This window comes from Kitasatospora sp. NPDC017646 (assembly GCF_044329365.1).
Classification (GTDB): domain Bacteria; phylum Actinomycetota; class Actinomycetes; order Streptomycetales; family Streptomycetaceae; genus Kitasatospora.
In genome coordinates, this window is the sequence record NZ_JBIRJC010000013.1 from 64757 (window position 1) to 88870 (window position 24114).

18 protein-coding genes and 1 pseudogene are annotated in these 24114 nt (G+C 75.1%); 7 read left to right on the plus strand and 12 right to left on the minus strand.

Annotated elements, in window-relative coordinates; translation table 11 throughout:
- Positions 1–201: 201 nt before the first annotated feature.
- Complete coding sequence (locus ACH4J0_RS21410) at positions 202–852, plus strand: hypothetical protein (protein WP_396242126.1); 651 nt, start codon at positions 202–204, stop codon at positions 850–852.
- Between the two features lie 9 nt (positions 853–861).
- Here ACH4J0_RS21410 and ACH4J0_RS21415 read toward each other — a convergent pair whose 3' ends face one another.
- Entirely contained in the window at positions 862–2307 is a 1446-nt protein-coding gene (locus ACH4J0_RS21415; RefSeq protein WP_396242127.1) for a DUF6350 family protein, read from the minus strand.
- Positions 2308–2439: 132 nt separating this feature from the next.
- Between ACH4J0_RS21415 and ACH4J0_RS21420 the strand changes: the two genes are divergently transcribed.
- Positions 2440–4308, plus strand: a complete 1869-nt coding sequence (locus ACH4J0_RS21420; RefSeq protein ID WP_396242128.1) for a sigma factor-like helix-turn-helix DNA-binding protein — start codon at positions 2440–2442, stop codon at positions 4306–4308.
- Between the two features lie 58 nt (positions 4309–4366).
- Here ACH4J0_RS21420 and sucD read toward each other — a convergent pair whose 3' ends face one another.
- From sucD to ACH4J0_RS21445, 5 genes are all read right to left on the minus strand, one after another.
- On the minus strand, positions 4367–5251 hold the full coding sequence (gene sucD, locus ACH4J0_RS21425) for a succinate--CoA ligase subunit alpha (protein WP_396242129.1): 885 nt from the start codon (positions 5249–5251) through the stop codon (positions 4367–4369).
- A gap of 19 nt (positions 5252–5270) precedes the next feature.
- Entirely contained in the window at positions 5271–6443 is a 1173-nt protein-coding gene (gene sucC / locus ACH4J0_RS21430) for an ADP-forming succinate--CoA ligase subunit beta (RefSeq protein ID WP_396242130.1), read from the minus strand.
- Between the two features lie 281 nt (positions 6444–6724).
- Positions 6725–7924: a VWA domain-containing protein gene (locus ACH4J0_RS21435; protein WP_396242131.1), complete on the minus strand. Its 1200-nt coding sequence runs from the start codon at positions 7922–7924 to the stop codon at positions 6725–6727.
- Positions 7925–7947: 23 nt separating this feature from the next.
- On the minus strand, positions 7948–10296 hold the full coding sequence (locus tag ACH4J0_RS21440; protein WP_396242132.1) for a DUF5682 family protein: 2349 nt from the start codon (positions 10294–10296) through the stop codon (positions 7948–7950).
- Positions 10293–11375 (minus strand): AAA family ATPase, encoded by a 1083-nt coding sequence (locus tag ACH4J0_RS21445; protein ID WP_396242133.1) that lies wholly within the window; start codon positions 11373–11375, stop codon positions 10293–10295. The genes ACH4J0_RS21440 and ACH4J0_RS21445 overlap by 4 nt, the downstream gene beginning before the upstream one ends.
- A 180-nt stretch (positions 11376–11555) precedes the next feature.
- Between ACH4J0_RS21445 and ACH4J0_RS21450 the strand changes: the two genes are divergently transcribed.
- Positions 11556–12854 (plus strand): SWIM zinc finger family protein, encoded by a 1299-nt coding sequence (locus ACH4J0_RS21450; RefSeq protein ID WP_396242134.1) that lies wholly within the window; start codon positions 11556–11558, stop codon positions 12852–12854.
- Between the two features lie 146 nt (positions 12855–13000).
- On the plus strand, positions 13001–14611 hold the full coding sequence (locus ACH4J0_RS21455; RefSeq protein WP_396242135.1) for a DUF5691 domain-containing protein: 1611 nt from the start codon (positions 13001–13003) through the stop codon (positions 14609–14611).
- 73 nt (positions 14612–14684) lie between these two features.
- On the opposite strand, the gene ACH4J0_RS21460 is transcribed toward ACH4J0_RS21455, so the two are convergent.
- Positions 14685–15092: a cobalamin B12-binding domain-containing protein gene (locus ACH4J0_RS21460; protein ID WP_270146517.1), complete on the minus strand. Its 408-nt coding sequence runs from the start codon at positions 15090–15092 to the stop codon at positions 14685–14687.
- A gap of 342 nt (positions 15093–15434) precedes the next feature.
- Between ACH4J0_RS21460 and ACH4J0_RS21465 the strand changes: the two genes are divergently transcribed.
- Positions 15435–16226: a M23 family metallopeptidase gene (locus ACH4J0_RS21465; RefSeq protein WP_396242136.1), complete on the plus strand. Its 792-nt coding sequence runs from the start codon at positions 15435–15437 to the stop codon at positions 16224–16226.
- Positions 16227–16261: 35 nt separating this feature from the next.
- Here the strand turns inward: ACH4J0_RS21465 and pcrA are convergent, their stop codons facing one another.
- The 3 genes from pcrA to ACH4J0_RS21480 form a co-directional block, all read right to left on the minus strand.
- Complete coding sequence (gene pcrA / locus ACH4J0_RS21470) at positions 16262–18886, minus strand: DNA helicase PcrA (protein WP_396242137.1); 2625 nt, start codon at positions 18884–18886, stop codon at positions 16262–16264.
- Positions 18887–18967: 81 nt separating this feature from the next.
- Complete coding sequence (locus ACH4J0_RS21475; protein ID WP_270146514.1) at positions 18968–19645, minus strand: response regulator transcription factor; 678 nt, start codon at positions 19643–19645, stop codon at positions 18968–18970.
- Positions 19638–20981 (minus strand): PspC domain-containing protein, encoded by a 1344-nt coding sequence (locus tag ACH4J0_RS21480; RefSeq protein WP_396242226.1) that lies wholly within the window; start codon positions 20979–20981, stop codon positions 19638–19640. The genes ACH4J0_RS21475 and ACH4J0_RS21480 overlap by 8 nt, the downstream gene beginning before the upstream one ends.
- A gap of 263 nt (positions 20982–21244) precedes the next feature.
- Between ACH4J0_RS21480 and ACH4J0_RS21485 the strand changes: the two genes are divergently transcribed.
- Both ACH4J0_RS21485 and ACH4J0_RS21490 read left to right on the plus strand, forming a co-directional pair.
- Positions 21245–22669 (plus strand): PspC domain-containing protein, encoded by a 1425-nt coding sequence (locus ACH4J0_RS21485; protein ID WP_396242138.1) that lies wholly within the window; start codon positions 21245–21247, stop codon positions 22667–22669.
- Positions 22666–22875, plus strand: a complete 210-nt coding sequence (locus tag ACH4J0_RS21490) for a hypothetical protein (protein WP_396242139.1) — start codon at positions 22666–22668, stop codon at positions 22873–22875. The genes ACH4J0_RS21485 and ACH4J0_RS21490 overlap by 4 nt, the downstream gene beginning before the upstream one ends.
- Before the next feature lie 11 nt (positions 22876–22886).
- Here ACH4J0_RS21490 and ACH4J0_RS21495 read toward each other — a convergent pair whose 3' ends face one another.
- Together ACH4J0_RS21495 and ACH4J0_RS21500 are read right to left on the minus strand one after the other, a co-directional pair.
- Positions 22887–23357 (minus strand): ubiquinol-cytochrome c reductase iron-sulfur subunit, encoded by a 471-nt coding sequence (locus tag ACH4J0_RS21495; protein ID WP_396242227.1) that lies wholly within the window; start codon positions 23355–23357, stop codon positions 22887–22889.
- A 48-nt stretch (positions 23358–23405) separates the two neighbouring features.
- Positions 23406–23933: pseudogene (locus ACH4J0_RS21500) on the minus strand (DoxX family membrane protein); the annotation flags it as partial.
- Positions 23934–24114: the final 181 nt, after the last annotated feature.

Below are 24114 nucleotides of genomic sequence, written 5' to 3' on the forward strand. Positions count from 1 at the left end.
GGCGGCGCTACGCGCGTAGTTGAGACGGGGATCTCCTCGGCCCCGCCGTACCGGAGTTGCGCCCGGCCCGTACGGGTACGGGCAGGCCCCCGCCGGGCCCTCGAACGCTTGCGGGATCATTGGGGTGCGGGAGACCGCTCCGACGCGAAACCTCCGAACGAGCACCGACCGAGCCCCGACCGAGAAGGAACGGCTGAACCCATGAGCAGCGGCGACGAGACCGACGAGCGCAACCCCTTCGCGCCGCCGCCGGCGGACGCCCCGGACCAGCCGTGGCGGCCTCGCAGGCCCTGGCCCGGCCAGGGCCCCGACGGCGACGGCGGCCAGGGCGGCGGCGGTCAGGACGGCGGCGGTCAGGACGGCGAGCGTCCGCCGTTCCCGCCGCCGTGGGGCCAGGGCCTCGGCGACGGCCGCCCCGGCCGGGGCCCGCAGGCCCCGCAACCGCCGCGGCTCGACCCGAAGGACCCGAGCCACCGCAAGGCCCGCAACGCCGCGCTGGCCGGGCCCTTCGCACTGGTCTGCCTGTTCGCCGGCTTCCACTGGATCGCGCTGCTCGTCGGGGTGCTCGGCATCGGCTGGGGCATCGGCGCGCTGCGCGCCAAGCGGCCCGCCGCGGCGGTCGCGGGCGGGCCCGTCGGGATCCCGGCGCCGAACCCGCTCACCCCGGCCGCGCTCGCCGGGATCCTCACCGGGGCGATGACCGTCGTGGTCGCCACCTCGGTGATCGGGCTCGGGTACTACTACGAGGACTACGTGACCTGCGTGCGGGACTCGCTGACCAACGTCGGCGCCGAGAACTGCGACCGGTACGCCCCGCAGTGGTACGTGGACTTCACGGGTAACGCCGAGTAGGCGGCCGGCTCAGTCGAGGGGGCGCTGACCGGACAGCCGCAGCACGAGGGCGTGGGTACGGGCGCGCAGTTCCAGCGCACTCCGGTGCGCCCGTAGCGCGAGCAGGGCGCGTGCGCCCTGCTCGGGCGCCGGGCCCGCGACCTCGGCCGTGCCCTCGTCGCCGCGTGCGTACCCGGCGTCGTCCGCGTGCCCGGCGTCGTCCACGTACTCGACGCCCACCGGGCCGAGCACGCGGCGGCGCACCAGCAGGGCCCCCGGCACGGCCACCGCGGCCAGCCAGCCCGCCGCCGCGAGGCCCGTCCACCACGGCACCGGCCCCAGCCGGGCCATCCGCTCGGCCGCCAGCGCCCCGCCCGACAGCCAGCCCAGCGCCGTCGCCCCGGCGCCGAGCAGCAGCGCGGCCGCCAGCGCCGCGACCACCGTCGCGGCGGGCGGCCAGGGGCCGGCGCCGCCCGCCGGGGACCGGCGGCCCGCCGCCGCCCGGCCGAGCAGCCCCGCGGGCACCAGCCCCGCCAGCAGCGGCAGCAGCAGCGCCGCCAGCCGCCAGCCGCCCGGGCCCTCCGGGGGCAGCAGCGCGAACAGCGGGAACTCCGGCACCGCACCGAGTTCCGTGCCACCGGGCGACACCAGCGTTCCGGCGCCGACCTCGAAGCCGGGGCCCAGCGCGTACGCCGCACCCCACAGCACCGCGTTCGGCAGCAGCACCACGGTGAGCAGCAGCAGTCCGGACAGCGCCGCGGGCCCGCGGCCGAGCAGCGCCATCCCCCGCCCGCCGCCGGCCACCGCGTCCAGCACCGCCGCCACCGCCACCAGCAGCCCGCCCGCCGCGACCAGACCCGCCGCGGCCGCACCGGCCGCGCGACACACCACGGGCAGGCCGCCGTCCGGGCGCCAGCCCGGCGAGAGCCGGTCGAACAGTGGCTCGCCCCAGGCGGCCTTCGGACGGACGGACCGTACGCCCGCGGCCGTCGACAGCCCGGCGAGCAGGCCCACCACCAGCAGGTCCGGCAGCACCCGGCTGCGGAACAGCCCGGCCCCCGTGCAGTGCAGCGCCACCACGACCGCCACCGCGCAGTACCCCGCCCACAGCGCCACCGGGCCGCCCCAGCGCGAACGCAGCCCGCGCCGCGACGCCACCCCGGCCCCCGCCCGGTACAGCCGCACCACCATGAGGGCGCCGAGCAGCAGCGGAGTGACGGTCAGCGGGGCGTCCGCACTCCCGCGCAGCACCGGCGCGCCGTGCCCGAGCAGCCAGAGCGCACCCGCCAACCGGGTGGCATCGGCCGCGTCCGAGTCCGCGTACGGCGTCGCCACCCACAGCCCGAGCACCGGCACCCCGACCAGCGCCAGACCGACCAGGGCCGTCCGCACTCCCGCCAACAGGTCGGCCAGCGCGGGGCGTCCGCCCAATTCACGTGGCACCTGCAGGATCGGACGGCCCGTCAACTGCGTCATGCGCCTCATGGTGCCAAGGCGACTCGCCATGCTCCGTGAACCGGCAAACCGCCGCCGTGTCCCAGATTATTGTCTTATGCGCCTTTTCAGACCCTGCCCCCACGCCGCCGCCGCCCCGGCCCGGAGCGTCTGATGACCACGCGACCCACCCGCGTCCCCGACCCACTGCGGAAGCTGACTCCCCGTGAGTCCCAGGCCCTCGCCCACCTCGCCGCAGGGCACGGCCTCGACGACACGGCCGCCGCACTCGGCGTCACCCCGGCGACCGCCCGGAGTTATCTCCACCGGGCCCTGCGCAAACTCGGCTGCCCCACCGAAGCCGCCGCCATCGCCCTCCTCACCACCGCACCACCCGTCAGCCCGCGCCCCCCGGCCGACCCCACCGGCCCCGACCGCACGCGAGTGGCCCCCACAGCCCCGGGAGAACGCAGCGGCACGACACAGACCCCCTCGGCCCCGGCGGAACCCGGTACCGGCGGTGCCCCCTCCCGCGCCGCCGATCCCGGCCCCGGCCACCCGTCCGGGGACCGGTCGCCCCGCCCGCACCGCGGCAGCGGCACCCCGGAGCCGGGCCCGGCCGCCGCACCCGTGAACGGCGAGCGCCGGCGGCCGGACGGCAGGCCGTCGCCCGGGAAGCAGCAGGCCGCCCCGGGGCAGGACGCGCCCGCGGACTCGACCGACCGTCGCGCCGCCCCCGTCCCCGCCCCCGTCCCCGCTCCGGGCAAGCGCGAGCGGGACGCGCCGAGCGCCCCGACCGACCGGGACGGACGTCAGCGGAAGGCGCCGTCGGCACCCGCCGCCGGGCCCGCCACCCCCGCCCGGAGCAGGAGCGGGTGGGACGCACCCACCGCGCCCGGTAAGCCGGCCCCCGCCCCCGCCGTGCGCGAGCCGGACGTACCCGCCACCGTGAAGTCCACCGACCCCCGGGAGCGGATCAGGCAGGCGCTCACCGAGGCGGGGAACGGACGAAACCTCACGGAGGACTTCGAGGAGCTGTACGAGGGCGCCCACACCCGGCTGGTGCAGCAGGTGTTCCTGCTGACGGCGTGCCGGCACCGGGCGGTGCACTACGTGCGGCTGGCCTTCGGGGAGGCCCGGCGGGACTGGGGCGGGGTGGTCGGGTCGGGGGACCCCGAGGGCTGGGTGCGGATGCGGGCCTGTGAACTGGCGCTGTCGCCGTGGCGCCGGGGCGGCCCGCGGCGGGTTCACACGTGGACGCTGCCGCACCGGCGGATCCGGGTGCGGCCGGCGGACGAGGCGCAGTCGGTGCTGCCGGACCACGACCGGCTGACCGACCGGGACAGGGCGCTGCTGAAGGCGCTGCGGCGGTTGTCCCGGCCGCAGCGCCGGGCGCTGGTGCTGCACGACGGGGTGGGGATGCCCGCGGCGGCGGTCGCGGTGGAGGTGGAGTCCACGCTGGCGGCGGCCGAGGGGCGGGTGTGGGCGGCGCGGGCGGCGCTGGCGCAATGGGTGCCGGAGCTGGTCGGGACGGACCCGGCGGCCCCGGGCTTCGCGGACGGCCTGAGCAGGCTGCTGCACCGGGCGGCGGTGCGGGGCTGCCCGGAGCCGCACCGGGCGCCGCTGCCGGTGCTGCGGGCCCGGCACCGGCTGTGGACGGCGAGCCGGACGGGCGCGGCGGTGCTGCTGACGGCGGCGGTGGGCGGGGCCACGCTGGCGACGCTGGCGGGGCTGCGTCCGGTGGCGCTGTTCCACCGGCCGGATGAGCCGGCGCCGGTGCTGTGCGTGCCGGCCCCGGCCGCGAAGGTGCCGGTGCCCGGTGTGCCGCTGCTGCCGGGCGGGGCACCGAACGGCATCACCAGCCTGTGGTGTAGTCCGACGCCGGGGCTGGAGGCGGTGGTGGCGGACCGGCAGCCGCAGGCGATCGCGCGGTGGCAGCTGCCGGCGGCGGTCCGGGGCGCGGCCCCGCCCCCGCAGCAGGGCCCGGCGGCCTGTCCGGCGTGGTCCCCGCTGCCGTGCGCCCCCGCGGGGCCCCGGCGCTGAAACGGCGAGCGCCCCCGCCCACGGAGGGCGGGGGCGCTCACAGCGCGGGTGACCGGGGTCAGCCGGCGATGATCTCGCGAGTCAGGCGGGCGGTCTCGGACGGCGTCTTGCCGACCTTGACACCGGCGGCCTCCAGGGCCTCCTTCTTCGCCTGGGCGGTGCCCGAGGAGCCGGAGACGATGGCGCCGGCGTGGCCCATGGTCTTGCCCTCGGGGGCGGTGAAGCCCGCGACGTAGCCGACGACCGGCTTGGTGACGTGCTCGGCGATGTAGGCCGCGGCACGCTCCTCGGCGTCGCCACCGATCTCACCGATCATGACGATGATCTCGGTCTCCGGGTCCTCCTGGAAGGCCTTGAGGGCGTCGATGTGGGTGGTCCCGATGACCGGGTCACCGCCGATGCCCACGGCCGAGGAGAAGCCGATGTCGCGCAGCTCGTACATGAGCTGGTAGGTCAGGGTGCCCGACTTCGAGACCAGACCGATCTTGCCGGAGGTGGTGATGTCGGCCGGGATGATGCCGGCGTTCGACTGTCCGGGGCTGATCAGGCCGGGGCAGTTCGGGCCGATGATCCGGGTCTTGTTGCCCTTCGAACCGGCGTACGCCCAGAAGGCGGCGGTGTCGTGCACCGGAACGCCCTCGGTGATGACGACGGCCAGCGGGATCTCGGCGTCGATGGCCTCGATGACGGCGGCCTTGGTGAAGGCCGGCGGCACGAAGAGGACGGAGACGTCGGCGCCGGTCTCCTTCATGGCCTCGGCGACGGAGCCGAAGACGGGCACCTCGGTGCCGTCGACGTCGACCGTGGTGCCGGCCTTGCGCGGGTTGACACCGCCGACGATCTGGGTGCCGGAGGCGAGCATGCGGCGGGTGTGCTTCATGCCCTCGGAGCCGGTCATGCCCTGGACGATGACCTTGCTGTCCTTGGTAAGGAAGATAGCCATGGTGTGAAAGTCCCCTTCCTTACTTGTTGGCCAGCTCGGCGGCGCGGTCGGCCGCACCGTCCATGGTGTCCACGCGCTGGACCAGCGGGTGGTTGGCGTCGTCGAGGATCTTGCGACCCAGCTCCGCGTTGTTGCCGTCCAGGCGGACGACCAGCGGCTTGGTGACGTTCTCGCCCTTGCCCGCGAGGAGCTCCAGGGCCTGCACGATGCCGTTGGCGACCGCGTCACAGGCGGTGATGCCGCCGAAGACGTTGACGAACACCGACTTGACGTCGGGGTCGCCGAGGATGATCTCCAGGCCGTTCGCCATGACCTCGGCGGACGCGCCGCCACCGATGTCGAGGAAGTTGGCGGGCTTGACGCCGCCGTGCTTCTCACCGGCGTAGGCGACCACGTCGAGGGTGCTCATGACGAGGCCCGCGCCGTTGCCGATGATGCCGACCTGGCCGTCGAGCTTGACGTAGTTCAGGCCCTTGGCCTTGGCGGCGGCCTCCAGCGGGTTGGCCGCGGCCTTGTCCTCCAGCGCCTCGTGCTCGGGCTGGCGGAAGTCGGCGTTCTCGTCCAGGGAGACCTTGCCGTCAAGCGCGATGATCTTGCCGTCGCCGGACTTGATCAGCGGGTTGACCTCGACGAGGAGGGCGTCCTCGGCGATGAAGACCTTCCACAGCTTCTGCAGGACGTCGGCGACCTGGTCGGCGACCTCGGCCGGGAACTTCGCCGCGGCGACGATCTCGGCGGCCTTCTCCGGGGTGCAGCCCTCGTTGGCGTCGACCGGGATCTTGGCGAGCGCCTCGGGGTTCTGCTCGGCGACGACCTCGATCTCCACGCCGCCCTCGACGCTGGCCATGGCCAGGAAGGTGCGGTTGGTGCGGTCCAGCAGGAACGAGACGTAGTACTCGTCCTTGATGTCCGCGGTCTGGGCCAGCATCACCTTGTGCACGGTGTGGCCCTTGATGTCCATGCCGAGGATCTGCTCGGCCTTGGCGACGGCGTCCGCCGGGTCGGCGGCGAGCTTGACGCCACCGGCCTTGCCTCGGCCACCCACCTTCACCTGAGCCTTGACGACGGCGCGGCCGCCGAAGCGCTCCGCGATGGCGGCAGCGTCTGCGGCGGTCTCGATGACATCGCCGTCAAGCACGGGCACACCGTGCTTGGCGAAGAGGTCCCTCGCCTGGTACTCGAACAGGTCCACGTGTTTGTCCTTGTTCGTGGTCGCGGATTGTGTCTCTACGAGCGTGCCACGGCAGGATCTTCGCTGCGGGTCGTCGGGGCGGTGCGGGTACGCAGAGGTACGGCCTTGCGGCCCACACAGCCACGGGCGCACACGTCAATCAACACGCGCGTCACGTCCGTCTGGCAGGTTATCCCCGTGGGACGGGCGCGTTCCGCCCGGGGCCTGCCCCGCGTGGGTGAGAACCGTCACAGATCGGCCAGGAGCCGCCGGGCGGGCCCGCGGCCCGTCGATCGAGTGATTCACACGTTCGAGTGAAGTTGCGCCTCCCCCCGGTCAACGCCCTTGACCAGGTGCTGCGGGATCGGGCGCTTCTCGATCGCCGCCGCCATGATCTCCGGGAAGACGTCCGGGGTGCAGGCGAAGGCGGGGGCGCCGAGCGCGGCCAGGGCGGCGGCGTGGGCGTGGTCGTAGGCCGGCGCGCCCTCGTCGGAGAGCGCGAGCAGGGCGATGAACTGCACGCCCGCCGCCTTCATCGCGGCGACCCTGCGCAGCATGCCGTCCCGGACGCCGCCCTCGTACAGGTCGCTGATCAGCACCACGACGGTCTCGGACGGGCGGGTGATCTTCGACTGGCAGTAGGCGAGCGCGCGGTTGATGTCGGTGCCGCCGCCGAGCTGGGTGGCGAACAGCACGTCCACCGGGTCGGTGAGCTGCTCGGTGAGGTCGACCACCGAGGTGTCGAAGACGACCAGCCGGGTGTCCAGGGTGCGCATCGAGGAGAGCACCGCGCCGAACACCGCGGAGTGGACGACCGAGGGCGCCATCGAGCCGGACTGGTCCACGCAGAGGATGACGTCCTTCTTCACCGCGCGCTGGGCGCGGGCGTAGCCGACCAGCCGCTCGGGCACCACGGTGCCGTGCTCGGGCAGGTAGTTCCTCAGGTTGGCCCGGATCGTCCGGTCCCAGTCGATGTCCCGGTGGCGCGGCCGGTTCACCCGGGCGCTGCGGTCGAGGGCGCCGCCCAGGGTCGCCCTGGTCCGGTCGGCGAGCCGGCGCTCCAGGTCGGCGACCACCTTGCCGACCACGGCCCGGGCGGTCTCCCTGGTGGTCTCGGGCAGCGCGTGCTTGAGCGACAGCAGGGTGCCCACCAGGTGCACGTCCGGCTCGACGGCCTCCAGCATCTCCGGCTCCAGCAGCAGCCGGTCCAGACCGAGCCGACTGATCGCGTCCTGCTGCATCAGCTGGACGACGGTGGACGGGAAGTACTCGCGGATGTCGCCCAGCCAGCGGGCCACCTGCGGGGCCGAGCCGCCCAGCCCGGCGCCGCGGCGGCCGCCGCGGGCCGTACGGGTGCCCTCCTCGGGGGCGCCCCGGTAGAGCGCGGCGAGGGCGCCGTCCATCGCGGCGTCGCGGCCGCGCGGGGTGCAGCCGGTGCCGTCGGCCTCGCCGCCGAGCACCAGTCGCCAGCGGCGCAGCCGTTCGTCGGTCGTGGTCGCCATCTCGTCCTCTCCTTCGACTGGGGTCAGGTGTTGCGGCCGGCGGCCTGGCGGGGGATCTTCGGGTGGACGCCGAGCAGCAGGGCCAGCACCGGGACGGCCGCGTCGGCGCGCTCCCGGTCGAGTTCGCCGGCCGTCTCGGGCGCCGCCGGGGCCGCGCCGAGCGGGCCGGCCGCGACCCGGCCGCCGATCGTGGTGCGCACGCCCGCCTCCAGCCCGGCGAAGGTGCGCCGCAGCAGCGGCAGGACGTCGGTGAACACCTCGCCGCTGACCCCGCGGAGCCACTCGTCCAGCAGGGCGAGCAGCCGGGGGTCGTGCAGCAGCAGGGCGCCGCCGCCGGTGAGGAAGCCCTCGACCCAACCGGCCGCGTCCGCCGGGGCGTTGGCGACGGACAGCACCAGGCCCAGCCGGCGGCCGGCCTCCTCGGAGTCGAGCCGGCCGTCGTCCAGCAGCAGCCGGACGGCACGGCCGCGCAGCAGTCCGGGGGCGCCGGTGGCCGGTCCGCCGGTGGGCTCGCGGCGGGCCAGCGAGCGCAGGGCGGCGGCCCAGCGGTCGGCCAGGCCGTCGGTGCCGGCGCCGCTGCCGCCGTCGGCGTGGGTGTCGGTGGGGGTGTCCGGGTCGAGCAGGGCGATCGCGCCGTGCACCTCGTCGATCCGGGCGCGCATCAACGCCGCGCTCCCGGCGCCCAGCCCGACGCAGGCGGGCGGCAGTCCGACGCAGACCCGCTCGGCCAGGCCCACCGCGGCCCCGGCCAGCGCAGCGTGGTCGGTGCCGCGCACGTCGCCGTAGCGCAGCGCGCGGACCAGCGCGGGCAGCGCGCCCGCCAGGTGTGCGACATCGGTGTCCAGGGCCGCGCAGTCGGCGAGCACCCGCATCACGGCGGGCAGGGCGCCGGACAGCCCGGCCAGCAGACAGGTCTCCACCAGGCCGGTCAGCTCGGCGAGTTCGACGGCGGACCGGGCGGTGCCGACCGCCTTGTTGACCGCGGCCTCCTCGACCGTGGTGCCCCACTGGGCGGCCTCGGCGATCCGGACCGCGAACTCGGGCTGCCAGCACAGCCGCCAGCTCTCCCGGAACGTCCCGGTGGAGTTCACCGGGGAACTGGCCGGTGCGCCCCACTCGACGCCCAGCAGCCGCAGCCGGTGCAGCAGCCTGGAGCGGGCCGCGTCGGTGTCCTTGCGCAGGTCGAGGTCGAGGTCCCGGGGCGCGGCCGCGGGCTTGAGCCGCAGCGAGCGCTGCAGCCGGGCCAGGTCGCGCTGGAGCGGCACCGCGGGTGCGGCGTCCGGCACCTCGCCGAGCGCGTCGCCTACCACCAGGCGCTCCCGGACGAGTTCCAGGGCGACGTCCGAGCCCTCGCAGAGCACCGCGCGGACGGCGTCCAGGGTCTCGGTCAGCCCGGCGAGCGGGCGGCCGCGCAGTACGGCCAGGGTCTCGGCGAGCCGGACCGCCTCGATCACGTGGGCGGAGGAGACCGGGTGGTCCTGCGCGCGCAGCAGCTCGGCGGCCCGGGTGAGCCAGCGCGGCACCGGGTCGCCCTCGGCGGTGAACAGGTGGTGGTACCAGCCGGGCGACTGGATGCCCGCGCCGTAGCCGGTGGCCTGGGAGAGGCGGCGGTGCGTCCACGGGATCCAGGTGATGTCCACCCGCGTCCTCTTCGGCAGGCCGGCCAGCAGAGCCCGGTCGTGGGCGACGGTGGGCATCGTCTCCAGCGCGGGGACGTGGAAGGCCCCGCAGACCACGGCGATCCGGCGGTACCCGGCGCGGCGGGCGGCGCGGATCTGCTGGCGCATGTGGGCCTCGCGCAGCTGGTCCCGGCGGGACTCGCCGAGGCCCTCGGCGCGCAGCGCGCCCATCGCCTCGGCGACGGCGGCGAAGGGCGCCAGCGCGTCCGCCCCGGGGGCGCGGTGCTCGACCACGTCCTCCCACCAGCGCTCCGGGTCGTCGTGACCGGCGGCCTCGGCGAGCAGGGCCAGCGGGTCGGCGGGCAGCCCGTCGGGCGCGTCCCCGTCGGACCCGTCCCCGTCGGCGTCGCCGTCGCCGTCGGCGGACGGCGCGAAGCCGTACCCGGCGGGCAGGTCGATGAAGCGGACGGGCAGGTCGTGGTCCACGGCGTGCCGGATCGCCACCCACTCCGGGGAGAACTCCGCGTACGGCCAGAACGCGGCCTTCGCCGGGTCGTCCACGGCGTGGGCGAGCAGGGCGACCGGCGGCACCAGGTCCTTCCCGGCGGCGAGGTGGACGACGGCGTCGGCCTCCGCCGGGCCCTCGATCAGCACCGCGTCCGGCTGCCACTGCGCCAGCGCGGCGGCCACCGCCCGGGCCGAGCCGGGGCCGTGGTGCCGGATGCCCAGCAGGGCGACCTCGGCCTCGTTCATGCCCCCACCTCGCGGGCGGCGCGGTAGAAGTCCTTCCAGCCGTCGCGCTCGCGCACCACCCCTTCGACGTACTCGCGCCACACCGCCTGGTCCGCGACCGGGTCGCGGACGACCGCGCCGAGGACGCCGGCCGCCACGTCCCCGGCGCGCAGCACGCCGTCACCGAAGTGGACGGCCAGGGCCAGGCCGTTGGTCACCACCGAGATCGCCTCGGCGGTGGAGAGGGTGCCGGTCGGGGTCTTGACCTTCGTCCGGCCGTCCACGGTGAGACCGGCCCGCAGCTCGCGGAAGACCGTCACCACGCGCCTGATCTCCTCGGCGCCGCCGGGCAGTTCGGGCAGGTCGAGGGAGCGGCCGAGCTGGTTGACCCGGCGGGTGACGATGTCGACCTCCTCGTCCAGCGAGCCCGGCAGCGGCAGCACCACGGTGTTGAAGCGGCGGCGCAGCGCGCTGGACAGCTCGTTGACGCCGCGGTCGCGGTCGTTGGCGGTGGCGATCACGTTGAAGCCGCGCACGGCCTGGGTCTCGCTGCCCAACTCCGGTACCGGCAGCGTCTTCTCGGACAGGATGGTGATCAGGCTGTCCTGCACGTCGGCGGGGATGCGGGTGAGCTCCTCGATCCGGGCGAGCTTGCCGTCCGCCATCGCCCGCATCAGCGGCGAGGGCACCAGGGCGTCCCGGCTGGGGCCGTGGGTGAGCAGCTGGGCGTAGTTCCAGCCGTACCGGACGGCCTCCTCCGGGGTGCCGGCGGTGCCCTGCACCAGCAGTGTGGAGTCGCCGCTGATCGCGGCCGCCAGGTGCTCGGACACCCAGGTCTTGGCGGTGCCGGGCACGCCGAGCAGCAGCAGCGCCCGGTCCGTCGCCAGAGTGGTGACGGCGACCTCGACGACGCGGCGCGGGCCGATGTACTTGGGGGTGATCCGGGTGCCGTCGGGCAGCTCGCCGCCGAGCAGGTACGTCGCCACGGCCCACGGCGAGAGCTTCCAGCGCTCGGGGCGCGGGCGGTCGTCCTGCGCGGCCAGCGCGGCCAGTTCGCCGGCGAAGGCGTCCTCGGCGTGCTGCCGCAGAACGTCGGTCATCGGGGCTCCTTCGGGTCGGCCGCCGGGCACACGGGTGCCCGGGCGGCAAAGGGATCGGGGGAGGGAGCCAGGTCGGCGTCCCGGCCTGTGGAACCACCCTGCAACGTGCCACTGACAACGGGCGCCCGGATCCGGACGGGCAGTCAGCCGCTGTCAGTGCCGCCGCCTACCGTCGGTCGCATGGAGGAACGCTGGAGCACCGAACACGTCCTGTCCCTGGCGCCTGACGCCGCGTCGCAGAAGGCCGCGGGCAAGCTGTCCTCGCCCGCGCCCTGGTCCGGGACGGGCACCGACGGCGCCGCGCTGTGGGGCGAGTGCCGGGGCAGCGGCCGCACGCCGTACCGCACCGTGATCGAACTCGCCACGCCCGCCTACCAGTGCAGCTGCCCCAGCCGGAAGTTCCCGTGCAAGCACGCGCTCGGGCTCCTCCTGCTGTGGAGCGGCGCCCCCGAGGCCGTGCCGGCCGGCCCGCCCGCCGAGTGGGCAGCCGAGTGGCTCCGGGCCCGCCACGAGCGCGCCGAGAAGCGTGCGGCGCCCCCGGCCGACCCGGAGGCCGCCCGCCGCCGGGCCGAACGGCGCGGCGCCCGGGTCGCGGCCGGCGCGGCCGAGCTGCGGCTGCGACTGGCCGACCGGATCCGGCACGGCCTCGCCGACCAGTCGACGGCCGGCCCCTGGGAGGAGGTCGCGGCCCGGATGGTCGACGCCCAGGCTCCCGGACTGGCCGCCCGGGTGAGGGAGTTGGACACCCTGCCGGAGGAACGGCTGCTGGAGGAGTACGCGATGCTCCACCTGCTCGCCACCGCCGCCACCCGGGTCGACAACCTTCCTCCCGAGCTGGCCGCCACCGTCCGCGCCCGGGTCGGCTACACCCTGGACGCCGCGGAGGTGCTGGCCGGGCCGACCGTCCGGGACCGCTGGCTGGTGCTCGGCAGCCGTGACACCGCCGACGAACGGCTCACCACCCGCCGGGTCTGGCTGCGCGGCGCCAAGACCGGCCGCCCGGCCCTGCTGCTCGCCTTCGGCCGCCCCGGCCACGCCCCCGACCTCGCCCTGCCCACCGGCCACCTGCTGGAGGCCGAACTCGCCTACCACCCCGGCGCCCGCCCGCTGCGCGCCGCGCTCGGCACCCGCTACGGCGCCCCCGAGCCCGGCCCGGCCGCCCCGCCCGCCGGACTCACCGTCGCCGAGGCGGTCGCCGGGTACGGCACCGCGGTGGCCGACGACCCGTGGCTGGACAGCTGGCCGACGGCGCTCGCCGGCGTCGTCCCCGTCCGCGCCCCGGACGGCTGGCACCTGACGGACGGCCACCACACCGTCCCGGTCCGCCCCTCGGCCGTCCCGGAGGCGGCGATGTGGCGGCTGGTCGCGGTCTCCACCGGCCGCCCCCTGACGGTCTTCGGCGAGTACGGCCACCAGGGCTTCGCCCCGGTCACCGCCTGGTCCGCCGAGCACCGCCCGGTGGGCCTCACATCCGTGTAGGGCGTGTCCGGCGGGTCCTCGCCGGTCCCGCGACGCTCCCCCGGCCTCCGGCCGGGAGGTGCCCCCACCTCCGCCCTGCGACGCACGCGCCCCGACGCCGCGGCCTGATCCGACAGAACCCACGAGCACGCCCAGGAGAAGCCACGATGACGATCACCCAGGACCCGTGGGAGCCCCTGCGGACCAGCGCCCTGCTCGGCACCGACCGCCGCCCGCTCCCGGCCGCCGTGCTACCGCTCGCCGAGGCCGTCGACCCGTCCGACCCGGCCACCGCGCTGCTGGAGCTGGCCGCGCTCGCCACCGTCCGCCGCCGGGCCGGCGCCCTGCCCGTCCCGGCCACCGAGCCTCCCGGGCCGCCCGCGCCCGAGGACCCCCGTCCGGAGATGCCCGAGGCCGCCGCCCGCCGGCTGGCCGTCCTGCTCGCCGGGCGCACCGGTGGCAACGGCGGCAGCGGCGGCGGCACCCTGGCCAACCTGGCCGAGCTGCTGCCCCAGTGGCTCACCACCGCCCGGTTCGAGGGTCTGCGGCCGCCCGCCGCGCTGATACCCGCGCTGCTCGACGCCGCCCGCGCGCGCAGCGAACTGCGCGGCGACGCCGTCGCGCTGGCCGGCCCGTTGGGCCGCTGGCTGGCCTCGCACAACCCGGACTGGCGGTTCGTGCTGCGCACCGCCGCCCCCGAGCCGGACCGGCAGCCGGACGACCCGGCCGACCACCGGCCGTGGCACGAGGGCCTGTTCGCCGAGCGGGTCACCCACCTCACCCTGCTGCGCCGCCGCGACCCGGCCGCCGGCCTCGCGCTGCTGCGCAGCACCTGGCCCACCGAGCGCGCCGAGGACCGGCTGCTCTTCCTGGACGCCCTCCAGGACGGCCTCTCCCCCGCCGACGAGCCCTTCCTGGAGGCCGCCCTCGGCGACCGCAGCAAGAACGTCCGCGCCACCGCCGCCGAACTGCTCTCCACCCTGCCCACCTCGGCGCTCGCCCAGCGGATGGCCGAGCGGGCCCGGGCCGCCGTCCGCCTCGCCGACGGCGGCACCCACCTGCTGGTCACCCCGCCCGTCGAGTGCGACGAACGGATGCAGCGCGACGGAATCGCCCCCAAGTCCCCCACCGGGCGCGGCGAACGGGCCTGGTGGTTCGGCGAGGTGGTGGCCGCCGCCCCGCTGGCGGTCTGGGCGGAGAGCACCGGCCTGACGCCCGAGCAACTGCTCACCCTGCGGGTCGGTGACAGTGTGGACGAGACCAGCAGCAGCTGGGCCGACGACCTGCGCGAGGCCTGGGCGCGCGCCGCCGTGCGCCAGCACGACGCCGACTGGGCCCGGGCGCTGCTCGGCCCGGCGCCCGTTCCGCCGCCCCGCGGCGCCGGACGGGCCCGCGGGGCGCGCGTCACGGGTGCACCGTCCAAGCTGCTGGCCGTCCTCCCGCCCGAGGAGCGGGCCGCCTGGACGGCCGCCTTCATCGAGGTGCACGGCCTGGGCGACGCCTTCCAACCGCTCGGCGCCTGCGCGACCCCGTGGACGCCGCCGCTGTCCACCGCGGTGGTGACGGCGCTGGCCCGGGCCGCGTCCTCCGGCGCGTACCCGTGGAGCCACAGCGGGGTGCTCGGGATGACGGAACGCGCGCTCGCCCCGGAGACGGCCGCCGCGGTGGAGGAGCTGGCCGCCGGGGCCTCCCCCGACTCGGCCTGGTCGGAGACCTTCGCCCGGCTGGCCGGGACGCTGCGTTTCCGGGCCGCGATGCTGAGCGAGCTGACGAGCTGACGGACCGACAGGCCGAGAACGGCCGAGCGGGCCGGTCCGCACCAGGACCGGCCCGCTCAGTGACTCCCGATGATCAGCCGGCGGCGCGCAGGTTGGCCTCGACCCAGGCGACCACGTCCCGGGTGGGCGTACCCGGGGTGAAGATGTCCGCGACGCCCATCGCCTTGAGCTCGGCGATGTCCTCGTCCGGGATGATCCCGCCGCAGAAGACCTTGATGTCCGCCGCGTCGCGCTCTTTCAACAGCTCCAGCACCCGAGCGCACAGCGTCATGTGGGCGCCGGAGAGGATCGACAGCCCGATGCCGTCCGCGTCCTCCTGGATCGCGGTGTCGACCACCTGCTCGGGCGTCTGGTGCAGCCCGGTGTAGATGACCTCCATACCGGCGTCGCGCAGGGCACGCGCGATGACCTTGGCGCCACGGTCGTGACCGTCGAGCCCCGGCTTGGCGACCACCACACGGATCGGCCCCGACACACTCATCACTGCCTCCTGGACCTCGTCGTCCATCATCCGACCGGACCTCGTGGGCCCACGGGCGCGGTTGACGCGGTTAACGCTCGATAACCAACCGACCTGAGGGGAGATTAGCGCCACCCGGCCCGGTTGGCCGAGCCGCCTCCCAAGAGGAGGGCAAAGTCACAGCCCCAGGCCTTGCTACCAGCGGGTACGTCCGTCCGCGGACCCCCCGTACGGATCCGGTGAACCCCCGCCCGCCCCCTTGACAACCGGCGGTTTTTCCGGGGTGTCGGGCCTGGGGCTACAGTCACCGCTGTTCACCTCACACGATGACGTGCCCGAGGCCCACCGAGGAGGCAGCCCCCGATGGCTCCCGAAGCAGCCGCCCGTCCGACCCGTGCGGAGCTGCGCCTCGCCGCCCGCGAGCAGTCCCGCGCCCAGCGCCGCGGCGCCGCCAAGGCGGCCACCCGGGCCGCGCTGTTCCGGGTCGCCGTCCCGTCGGTGGCCGCGCTCGGGGTCGCCGGGGCGGCGGGCATCACGGTGGTCCAGGAGCAGGCCGACCGGGTGCCCTCGCAGGCGTCGGCGGCCGACGCCCCCGACCGGACCGCGGCGAAGCAGAGCGCCCAGCAGGCCGCCACCGACGCCGACCAGGCCGCCCAGGCCTCGCGCGGGAACGCCCGTCAGCCGCTGGGCGGCGCCCAGCCCGGCGGCGGACAGCCCACCGACGCGCCGACCGCCCAGCCGGCCGCCGAACCGGTCAAGCCCAAGGTGGTGATGCCGGTGGCCGAGCACGGCCTCGGCGAACTGTTCGGCGCGGCCGGCACCCACTGGATGAACCGGCACACCGGCATCGACTTCCCGGTGGACGGCGGCTCCGAGGTGTACGCCGTCACCGACGGCACGATCCGGACGCAGTGGAACCCGTTCTACGGCTACATGTCGATCCTGAAGATGCCGGACGGCACCGAGGCCTGGATGTGCCACCTGCGGGCGTACAAGGTCCGCAAGGGGCCGGTGAAGCAGGGCGACGTGATCGCCTACGTCGGCAGCAGCGGCAACAGCACCGGGCCGCACCTGCACTTCGAGATCCGGCCGCAGGGCAGCGGGCCGGTCGACCCGCTGCCCTGGTTCCTCTCGAACGGTCTGGACCCGCGGTAGGGCGCGTCCGACGGACGCGCCCCAGCCGGGACCGGTCAGAGCTTCTCGACCGGCGCGTAGCGCAGGACCAGCCGCTTGCGGCCGCCGGAGCCGAAGTCCACCTCGGCCTGCGCGTTGTCGCCGACGCCCGTCACGCCCGTCACCGTTCCCAGCCCGAAGGTGTCATGGGTGACCCGGTCGCCGACCGCGAGCGCGACGACCTCGCGGTCCACGACCTTGCCGGCGCGCCGGGCCGACTGCCCCCAGCCCGCCTTCGGCGCGGCCGAGGCCGCCGAGGAGGAACGCGAACTCCCGCCCCCCGACGAGGACTTGCCCCAGGACGAGCCCGAGGAGAAGCCGCGCTGGACCGGCGCCTGCGCCGCCCCAGTCCGCTTCCACTCGACCAGCGTCTCCGGGATCTCCTCCAGGAAGCGCGAGGCCGGGTTGTAGGCCGGCTGCCCCCAGGCGCTGCGCAGCACCGAGCGGGTCAGGTAGAGCCGCTCGCGGGCCCGGGTGAGCCCCACGTACGCGAGCCGGCGCTCCTCCTCCAGCTCCTTGACCTGGTTGAGCGCCCGCATGTGCGGGAAGATCCCGTCCTCCATGCCGGTCAGGAAGACCACCGGGAACTCCAGGCCCTTGGCGGTGTGCAGGGTCATCATCGTGATGACGCCCTGCCCCTCCTCGTCCTCGTCCGGGATCTGATCGGAGTCGGCGACCAGCGCGACCCGCTCCAGGAAGTCGGCCAGCGAGCCGACCGGCGGCGCGCCCTCGTCCTCGGCGTCCGGCCGCTCGCCCGGGTCCTGCTCGTACTCCAGCGCCACCGAGGCGAGCTCCTGGAGGTTCTCCACCCGGGTCTCGTCCTGCGGGTCGGTGGAGGCCTGGAGTTCGGCCAGGTAGCCGGTCTCCTCCAGGACGGCCTCCAGCACCGCCGCCGGGCCCGCGCCCGACTCGACGACCTGGCGCAGCCCGGCCATCAGGGTGTTGAACTTCTTCACGGCGTTGGCCGAGCGCGCGGCCATCCCGTACGCCTCGTCCACCCGCACCAGCGCCTGGGCGAAGGAGATCCGCTCCCGCGCGGCCAGCGCGTCGATCATCGCCTCGGCCCGCTCGCCGATGCCGCGCTTGGGGACGTTGAGGATCCGGCGCAGCGGCACGGTGTCCTCCGGGTTGGAGAGCACCCGCAGGTACGCCAGGACGTCCCGGACCTCCTTGCGCTCGTAGAAGCGCACCCCGCCGACCACCTTGTACGGCAGGCCGACCCGGATGAACACCTCCTCGAACACGCGGGACTGGGCGTTGGTGCGGTAGAAGATCGCGACGTCACCGGGCTTGGCCTCGCCCTTGTCGGTGAGCCGGTCGATCTCGTCGGCGATGAACTGGGCCTCGCCGTGCTCGTCGTCCGCGACGTAGCCGACGACCTTCTCGCCGTGCTCGCCGGCCGTCCAGAGCTTCTTCTCGCGCCGGTTGGCGTTGCGCTCGATGACGGCGTTGGCGGCGCTCAGGATGGTCTGGGTGGAGCGGTAGTTCTGCTCCAGCAGGATCGTGGTCGCGTTCGGGTAGTCCTCCTCGAACTGGAGGATGTTGCGGATGGTCGCGCCGCGGAAGGCGTAGATCGACTGGTCCGCGTCACCGACCACGCACAGCTCGGCGGGCGGCACCTCGGCCAGCCGCCCGGCGGCCGGGTTCACGAAGTCCCCGTCCGCGGTGCGCCTGGGCGCGGCCGCGACGGATCCGCCGCTCAGCTCCCGGACCAGCATGTACTGGGCGTGGTTGGTGTCCTGGTACTCGTCGACCAGGATGTGCCGGAACCGGCGGCGGTAGTGCTCGGCGACGTCCGGGAAGGCCTGCAGCAGGTTCACCGTCGTCATGATGATGTCGTCGAAGTCCAGCGCGTTGGCCTCGCGCAGCCGCCGCTGGTAGAGCGCGTACGCCTCGGCGAGCTTCTTCTCCATCGGGTTGGCGGCCTGATCGGCGAAGGTCTCCTCGTCGATCAGCTCGTTCTTCAGGTTGCTGACCTTCGCCGTGAAGGACTTCGGCGGGAACTGCTTCGGGTCCAGGTCGAGGTCGCGGCAGACCAGCGACATCAGCCGCTGCGAGTCGGCCGAGTCGTAGATCGAGAAGCTGGAGGTGAAGCCCAGCTGCTTGGACTCGCGGCGCAGGATCCGCACGCAGGCGCTGTGGAAGGTGGACACCCACATCGCCCGGGCGCGCGGGCCGACCAGCGCCTCGACGCGCTCGCGCATCTCGCCGGCCGCCTTGTTGGTGAAGGTGATCGCCAGGATCTCGCCCGGCTGCACCCCGCGGGCGCCCAGCAGGTGGGCGATCCGGTGGGTCAGCACCCGGGTCTTGCCGGAGCCGGCACCGGCCACGATCAGCAGCGGCGAGCCGGCGTGCAGGACGGCCTCGCGCTGCGGGTCGTTCATCCCCTCCAGCAGCTGCGCCGGGTCGACCACCGTCCGGGCGGCGCCGTTGCGGTACCAGGAGTCCCGCTCGGCCTCGGCGGCGTGGTCGGTGTGGAACAGCCCCTCCGGGATCGCCTCCTCGTACGCGTCGTACGGCACCTCGTCCTCGTACGGCGGGGGTTCCTCGTCGATCGCGTCGGCGGGCACGGCGGGCTGCTTCGACCCGGCGGCGGGTGCCTCGAAACCGGGGAGCGGGAGGTCGTCAAAGAGGCTACTCATGGCACATCGAGTCTATGGCCACCCACCGACAAGCCCGCCCGGCCCGAGGGATCCGGGGCGGGCGGGCCCGGCAGGGCCGGATCAGACCAGGCGGCGGGCGGTGGCCCAGCGGGTGAGCTCGTGGCGGTTGCTGAGCTGGAGCTTGCGCAGCACGGCGGAGACGTGGCTCTCGACGGTCTTCACCGAGATGAAGAGCTGCTTGGCGATCTCCTTGTAGGCGTAGCCGCGGGCGATCAGCCGGAGCACCTCGCGCTCGCGCTGGGTGAGGCGGTCCAGGTCCTCGTCCACCGGCGGGGTGTCGGTGGCGGCGAAGGCGTCCAGCACGAAGCCGGCCAGCCGGGGCGAGAAGACCGCGTCGCCGTCGGCGATCCGGAAGATCGCGTCGACCAGGTCGGTGCCGGTGATGGTCTTGGTGACGTAGCCGCGCGCGCCGCCGCGGATCACGCCGATGACGTCCTCGGCGGCGTCCGACACGGACAGCGCCAGGAACTTCACCCCGCCCTGCTCGCCCATCACGCCGACCGAGCGGCGCAGCACCTCCACGCCGCCGCCCCCGGGCAGGTGGACGTCGAGCAGCACCACGTCGGGCCTGGTCTCGGCGACCACGCGGACCGCCGAGTCCACGTCGTCGGCCTCGCCCACGACGTCGATGCCGGTCACCTCGGTGCGGCCGATCTCGGCCCGGACCCCCGTCCGGAACATCCGGTGGTCGTCCACCAGGACGACCCTCGCCGTGCGCTCCGGAGCTGCCTCAGTCATTCGTTCTCTCCATCTCCAGCTCGACCTCGGTGCCGCCGCCCGCCGCCGGCCGCACCCGAGCGGTGCCACCGTGGCGCTTCATCCGGCCGATGATCGACTCCCGTACGCCCATCCGGTCCTCGGGCACCGTGTCGGGGTCGAAGCCGGGGCCGTGGTCGCGGACGAACACCGACACCGTCCTCCCCTCCACCTCGGCGTAGACCTGGACCGGTCCCCCGCCACCGTACTTGGCCGCGTTGACGGTCGCCTCCCTCGCGGCCTGCATCTGTGCCGCGACCTTCTCGTCCATCGGGCAGTCGCCGACGATCACCAGCTCGACCGGGACGCCGTGCCGGTCCTCGACCTCGGCGACGGCGGCCCGCAGGGTCTCCGCCATGGTGTCCGGCGCGGCCTCGGCGGCGGCCTCGGGGCGGTACAGCCAGAGCCGCAGTTCGCGTTCCTGGGAGCGGGCGAGGCGCAGCACCTCCTTGGGGTCCTCGGCCCGACGCTGGATCAGGGTGAGGGTGTGCAGCACCGAGTCGTGGATGTGCGCGGCGATCTCGGCGCGCTCCTGGGCGCGGATGCGGGCAGTGCGCTCGGCGCCCAGGTCCTGCCACAGCCGCAGGCCGTACGGGCCGAGCAGCACCAGCACCCCGGCCAGCACGGCGAGCGAGGCCTGGACCACCGAGCCGAGGGTGGAGCCGCTGCCCTGCATCGCGAGCAGCGCGATGGTGCCGGCCACCGCGAGCAGCACGCCGGCGCCGACCCTGGTGTAGGCGCCGCGCCGCTTCTCGCCCTCCTCGATGCCGAACCAGCGCTGCCAGCGCGAGTCGTCGGCCTGCCGCCAGACCAGCGCGACGCCGACGCCGATCGCCAGCAGCGGCCAGGTGTACGGCTTGGCGGTCTGCCAGCCGAGCACGTTCAGCAGGGCGATCAGGCCGATCACGACCATGACCAGGGCGGCGAGCTGGCCGAGGCCGCCCTGCCCGGCCCTGGTGGCGGACTTCCCGGTCCCGGTGTCGCCCTCGACGGCGGGAGCCGCGGTGACCGGCTCGCCCTGGAGCGCGTGCTGGAGCAGTTCGCGCAGCCGGCCGATCCAGCCGCCGCCGGACTTGGTCAGCGGTGTGCCCGGCCGCAGCCAGGGCGAGGTCGGGACGTAGACGCCGTTGACGTTCACCCAGTGGGTGGCACCGCGCTGCGAGGGCTCGCCGATGCCGATCGGCACGATGAACCAGAACACCGCGTACAGCAGCGCGCCGATCCCCTGTGCGAAGAACAGCAGCACGAAGGCCAGCCGCACCCAGCGGACCGGCAGCCCGAGGTGCACCGCCAGGCCGTTCGCGACGCCGCCCAACATCCGCCCCTGCGGGCTGCGGTAGAGCCGCCGGTAGGGCGGGCGCCCGCCGTCGGGCACGTTCGGGTCGGCGCCGGCCGACGCCGCGGCGTCGGAGGCGAGGGGGCGGGGATCGGTACCGGGTGCTGCCACGTCACCGATGGTTCCACGCGCGCGCCTCCGGGCGCATCAGGGTGGGTCCCCCACCCTTATCAGGGACAAGTCAGGGTACGGGCAGGGCCGTACCCGGTTGGGCCCGCCCGCCCCCTGCCGGAAGGATGGTGCCCATGACCGAGGACCACCGCATCCAGGAGGCCGGGCCCACCGCCCCGCCGGAACCGGAACGCCCCCCGCTGACCAGGACCGAGCACCACCGCGTGGTGGCCGGCGTCTGCGGCGGCCTCGGACGGCACCTGGACATCGACCCGGTGGTCTTCCGGGTGGTCACCGTGGTGCTCTGCCTCTCCGGCGGCCTCGGGCTGTTCCTCTACGGCCTGGCCTGGCTGATCGTCCCGACCGAGGACGGCGCCGACGGCAAGGGCCGCGGCGGTCGCACCGAGCTCCAGCGGGTGCTGACCGGCCGGGTCGACGGCCAGTCGATCGGCGCGGTGCTGCTGACCGTGATCGGCACCGGGGTGTTCTTCTCCTCGATGGGCGACGGCGACCAGATGTTCCCGCTGCTGCTGCTCGGCGGCCTGGTCTTCCTGGCGGTGCGCTACGACCCGGAGCGCCGCCGCGGCCGGGTCCGCGGGCGCCGCCGCGGCGGCCCGTACGACCGCCACTTCCCCGAGTCCGACGACCACGGCCGGCCCCAGGACGAGGCCGCGCGGGCCCGGCACGCCGCCGACCGGGCCGCCGGGACCGTCCCCGCCGACTCCCCCGTCCCCGGCCCCAGCGGCTACCTGTGGGACCCGCGCCACCCCGAGCGCAACCCGTACGGCGCCGCCGACCCGGCCGGCCCCACGCCCGCGTACGGCACCAAGGTGCCGCCGCCCGGCGGCCCCACGCCGGCCTGGTGGCAGCGCACCGACCTGCCGGAGGGCGACCCGCTGCGCAAGGAGCGCCCGGAGCGCCGCCGCGAGCCGGCCGCCGTCCGGCACCCGAGGGAGCGCTCGCCGCTCGGCTTCTTCGGCTTCCTGCTGGCGATCGGCGCGGCCACCGCGGTCTGGTCCGCCTCGGTCGGCCACACCGACGTCACCAAGCTGAGCACCGTCGTCCTGGCCACCGGGCTGCTGGTGATCGGCCTGACCCTGCTGCTGGCCGCGAAGTTCGGCAAGGCCCGCAGGCTCGCGGTGCTGGGCCTGCTGACCACCCTCGCGCTGGCCTTCACCGGCCACGCGCCGCACACCGTGCAGGACGCCATCGGCGACCGCTCCTGGACGGTCAGCTCGGCCGCCGACCTGAAGGACCGTTACAACCTCGGCGCCGGCAACGTCCGGCTGGACCTGTCCGGGCTCGACCCGGCCGGGGGCACCCTGACCACCAAGGTCGACCTGGGCGCCGGCGAGCTCGTGGTCACCCTGCCGCCGGACGTCACGGTGAACCTGGTGACCCGGGTCGGCGTGGGCAACGTCACCGTCCCCGGCGACCGCGACGGCGGCACCGGGCGGCGCACCTACCGGCTCGACCCCTTGGACGGCCGGCCGTCCAAGGGCACGCTCGAACTCCAACTCGGCCTCGGCCTCGGCGACATCAAGGTGGTCCAGCAGTGAGGAAGCACCGGCTCGACCTGTTCTCGCTGATCGCGGGCGGCCTGTTCACCGTGATCGCCGTGCTCTACCTGGTGGCCGCGCTCAACGACCGGTCGGTGAACGGACGGATCGTCGTCCCGGTCACCTTCATCGTGCTCGGCGCCGGCGGCCTGGCCGGCGCGGTCGCCGCGGTGGCCCGCAGGGGCAGGCCGGACCGCGGGGAGTAGCCCCCGGACGCTCAGCTCTGCAGCGGGCCCAGGGTCAGCTTGTCGCCGTCCTTGCTGACGCCGTACCTGGGCAGCGGCTTGACGGCCGGCCCGTTGACCACCGCGCCGGTCGCGGCGTCGAAGCGGGAGCCGTGGCAGGGGCAGTACAGCTGGCCGTTCTTCGGCGCGTCCACCGCGCAGCCGGAGTGGGTGCACACCGAGGAGAAGGCGCAGTACTGGCCGGCCTTGGGCTGCACGATGTAGACGGCGTCCCCGGTGGCCGGGTCCTTGACCTGGGCCGAGCCGCCGACCGGCACGCTCGCCGCCGCCACCGTGGCGGCGGCCACGGCGGCGGGCGCCGTGGGGGCGGGCGCCGTGGCGCTCGGGGCCGGGGCGGCGGACTGCTTGGGCGCGGCCTGCTTGCCCCGGCCGAAGGTACGGGTCAGCGAGCCGGTCAGCAGCCCGGCGCCGCCGATCGCCACCGCCGCGATCCCGCCGTCCACCAGCGCCCGGCGCTTGACGTGGTCCGCGGTGAGTCCCCGTGCGCGGTCCCGCCGGGACCGGCGGGCCAGGTAGCCGTCCACCGACAGGTACGGCGTGCCGGCCAGCAGCAGCGGCGTCCAGGCCATCAGGTAGCCGAGGTCGTTGCCGAGGTAGTAAGGCGAGACGTTCCAGCTGACGGTGAACCACAGGCTCAGGTTGATCAGCGCGCCGCCGAGCGCCGCGACCCGGCCCCACAGGCCGAGCAGGGTGCCGAGGCCGACCGCCAGCTCGCCGAAGGCGATGGCCAGCGCGGACAGGGTGGGCGTGTCCAGCGCCGGGCCGAGCAGGAAGGCGATCGGGCTGCCGCCGGCCTTGGCCGCCTGGGTCTGCGACACGAAGGAGGCCGGGTCACCCGCACCGGCCAGGAAGTGCGCGTCGGAGAGCTTGTCCAGGGCGGCGTAGACGAAGGTGACGCCGAGGAACAGTCGCAGCGGCAGCAGCGCGTACCGGGACGCGACCGCGCGCCGGTGCGCCGCCTGGTCGGCCTGGTCGGCCGCTTCCCCGCCGACCGCCTCGGAGTTGCTGACCTCCGACATCCCTCACACCTTCCCTCACGGCCTGCCACTCCTGACAGGTCCGGTCCGCATTCTGCCCGCTCCTGCGCGCTTTCGGTGGGAGGTCCCGCCGGGGGCCGTGATACTCCCGCCGGGGGGACGAACGGCCGCGCCCGCGGTTACGCTTAAAGGGAACCCCGCCGCGGCCGTGGGCGACCCCCGA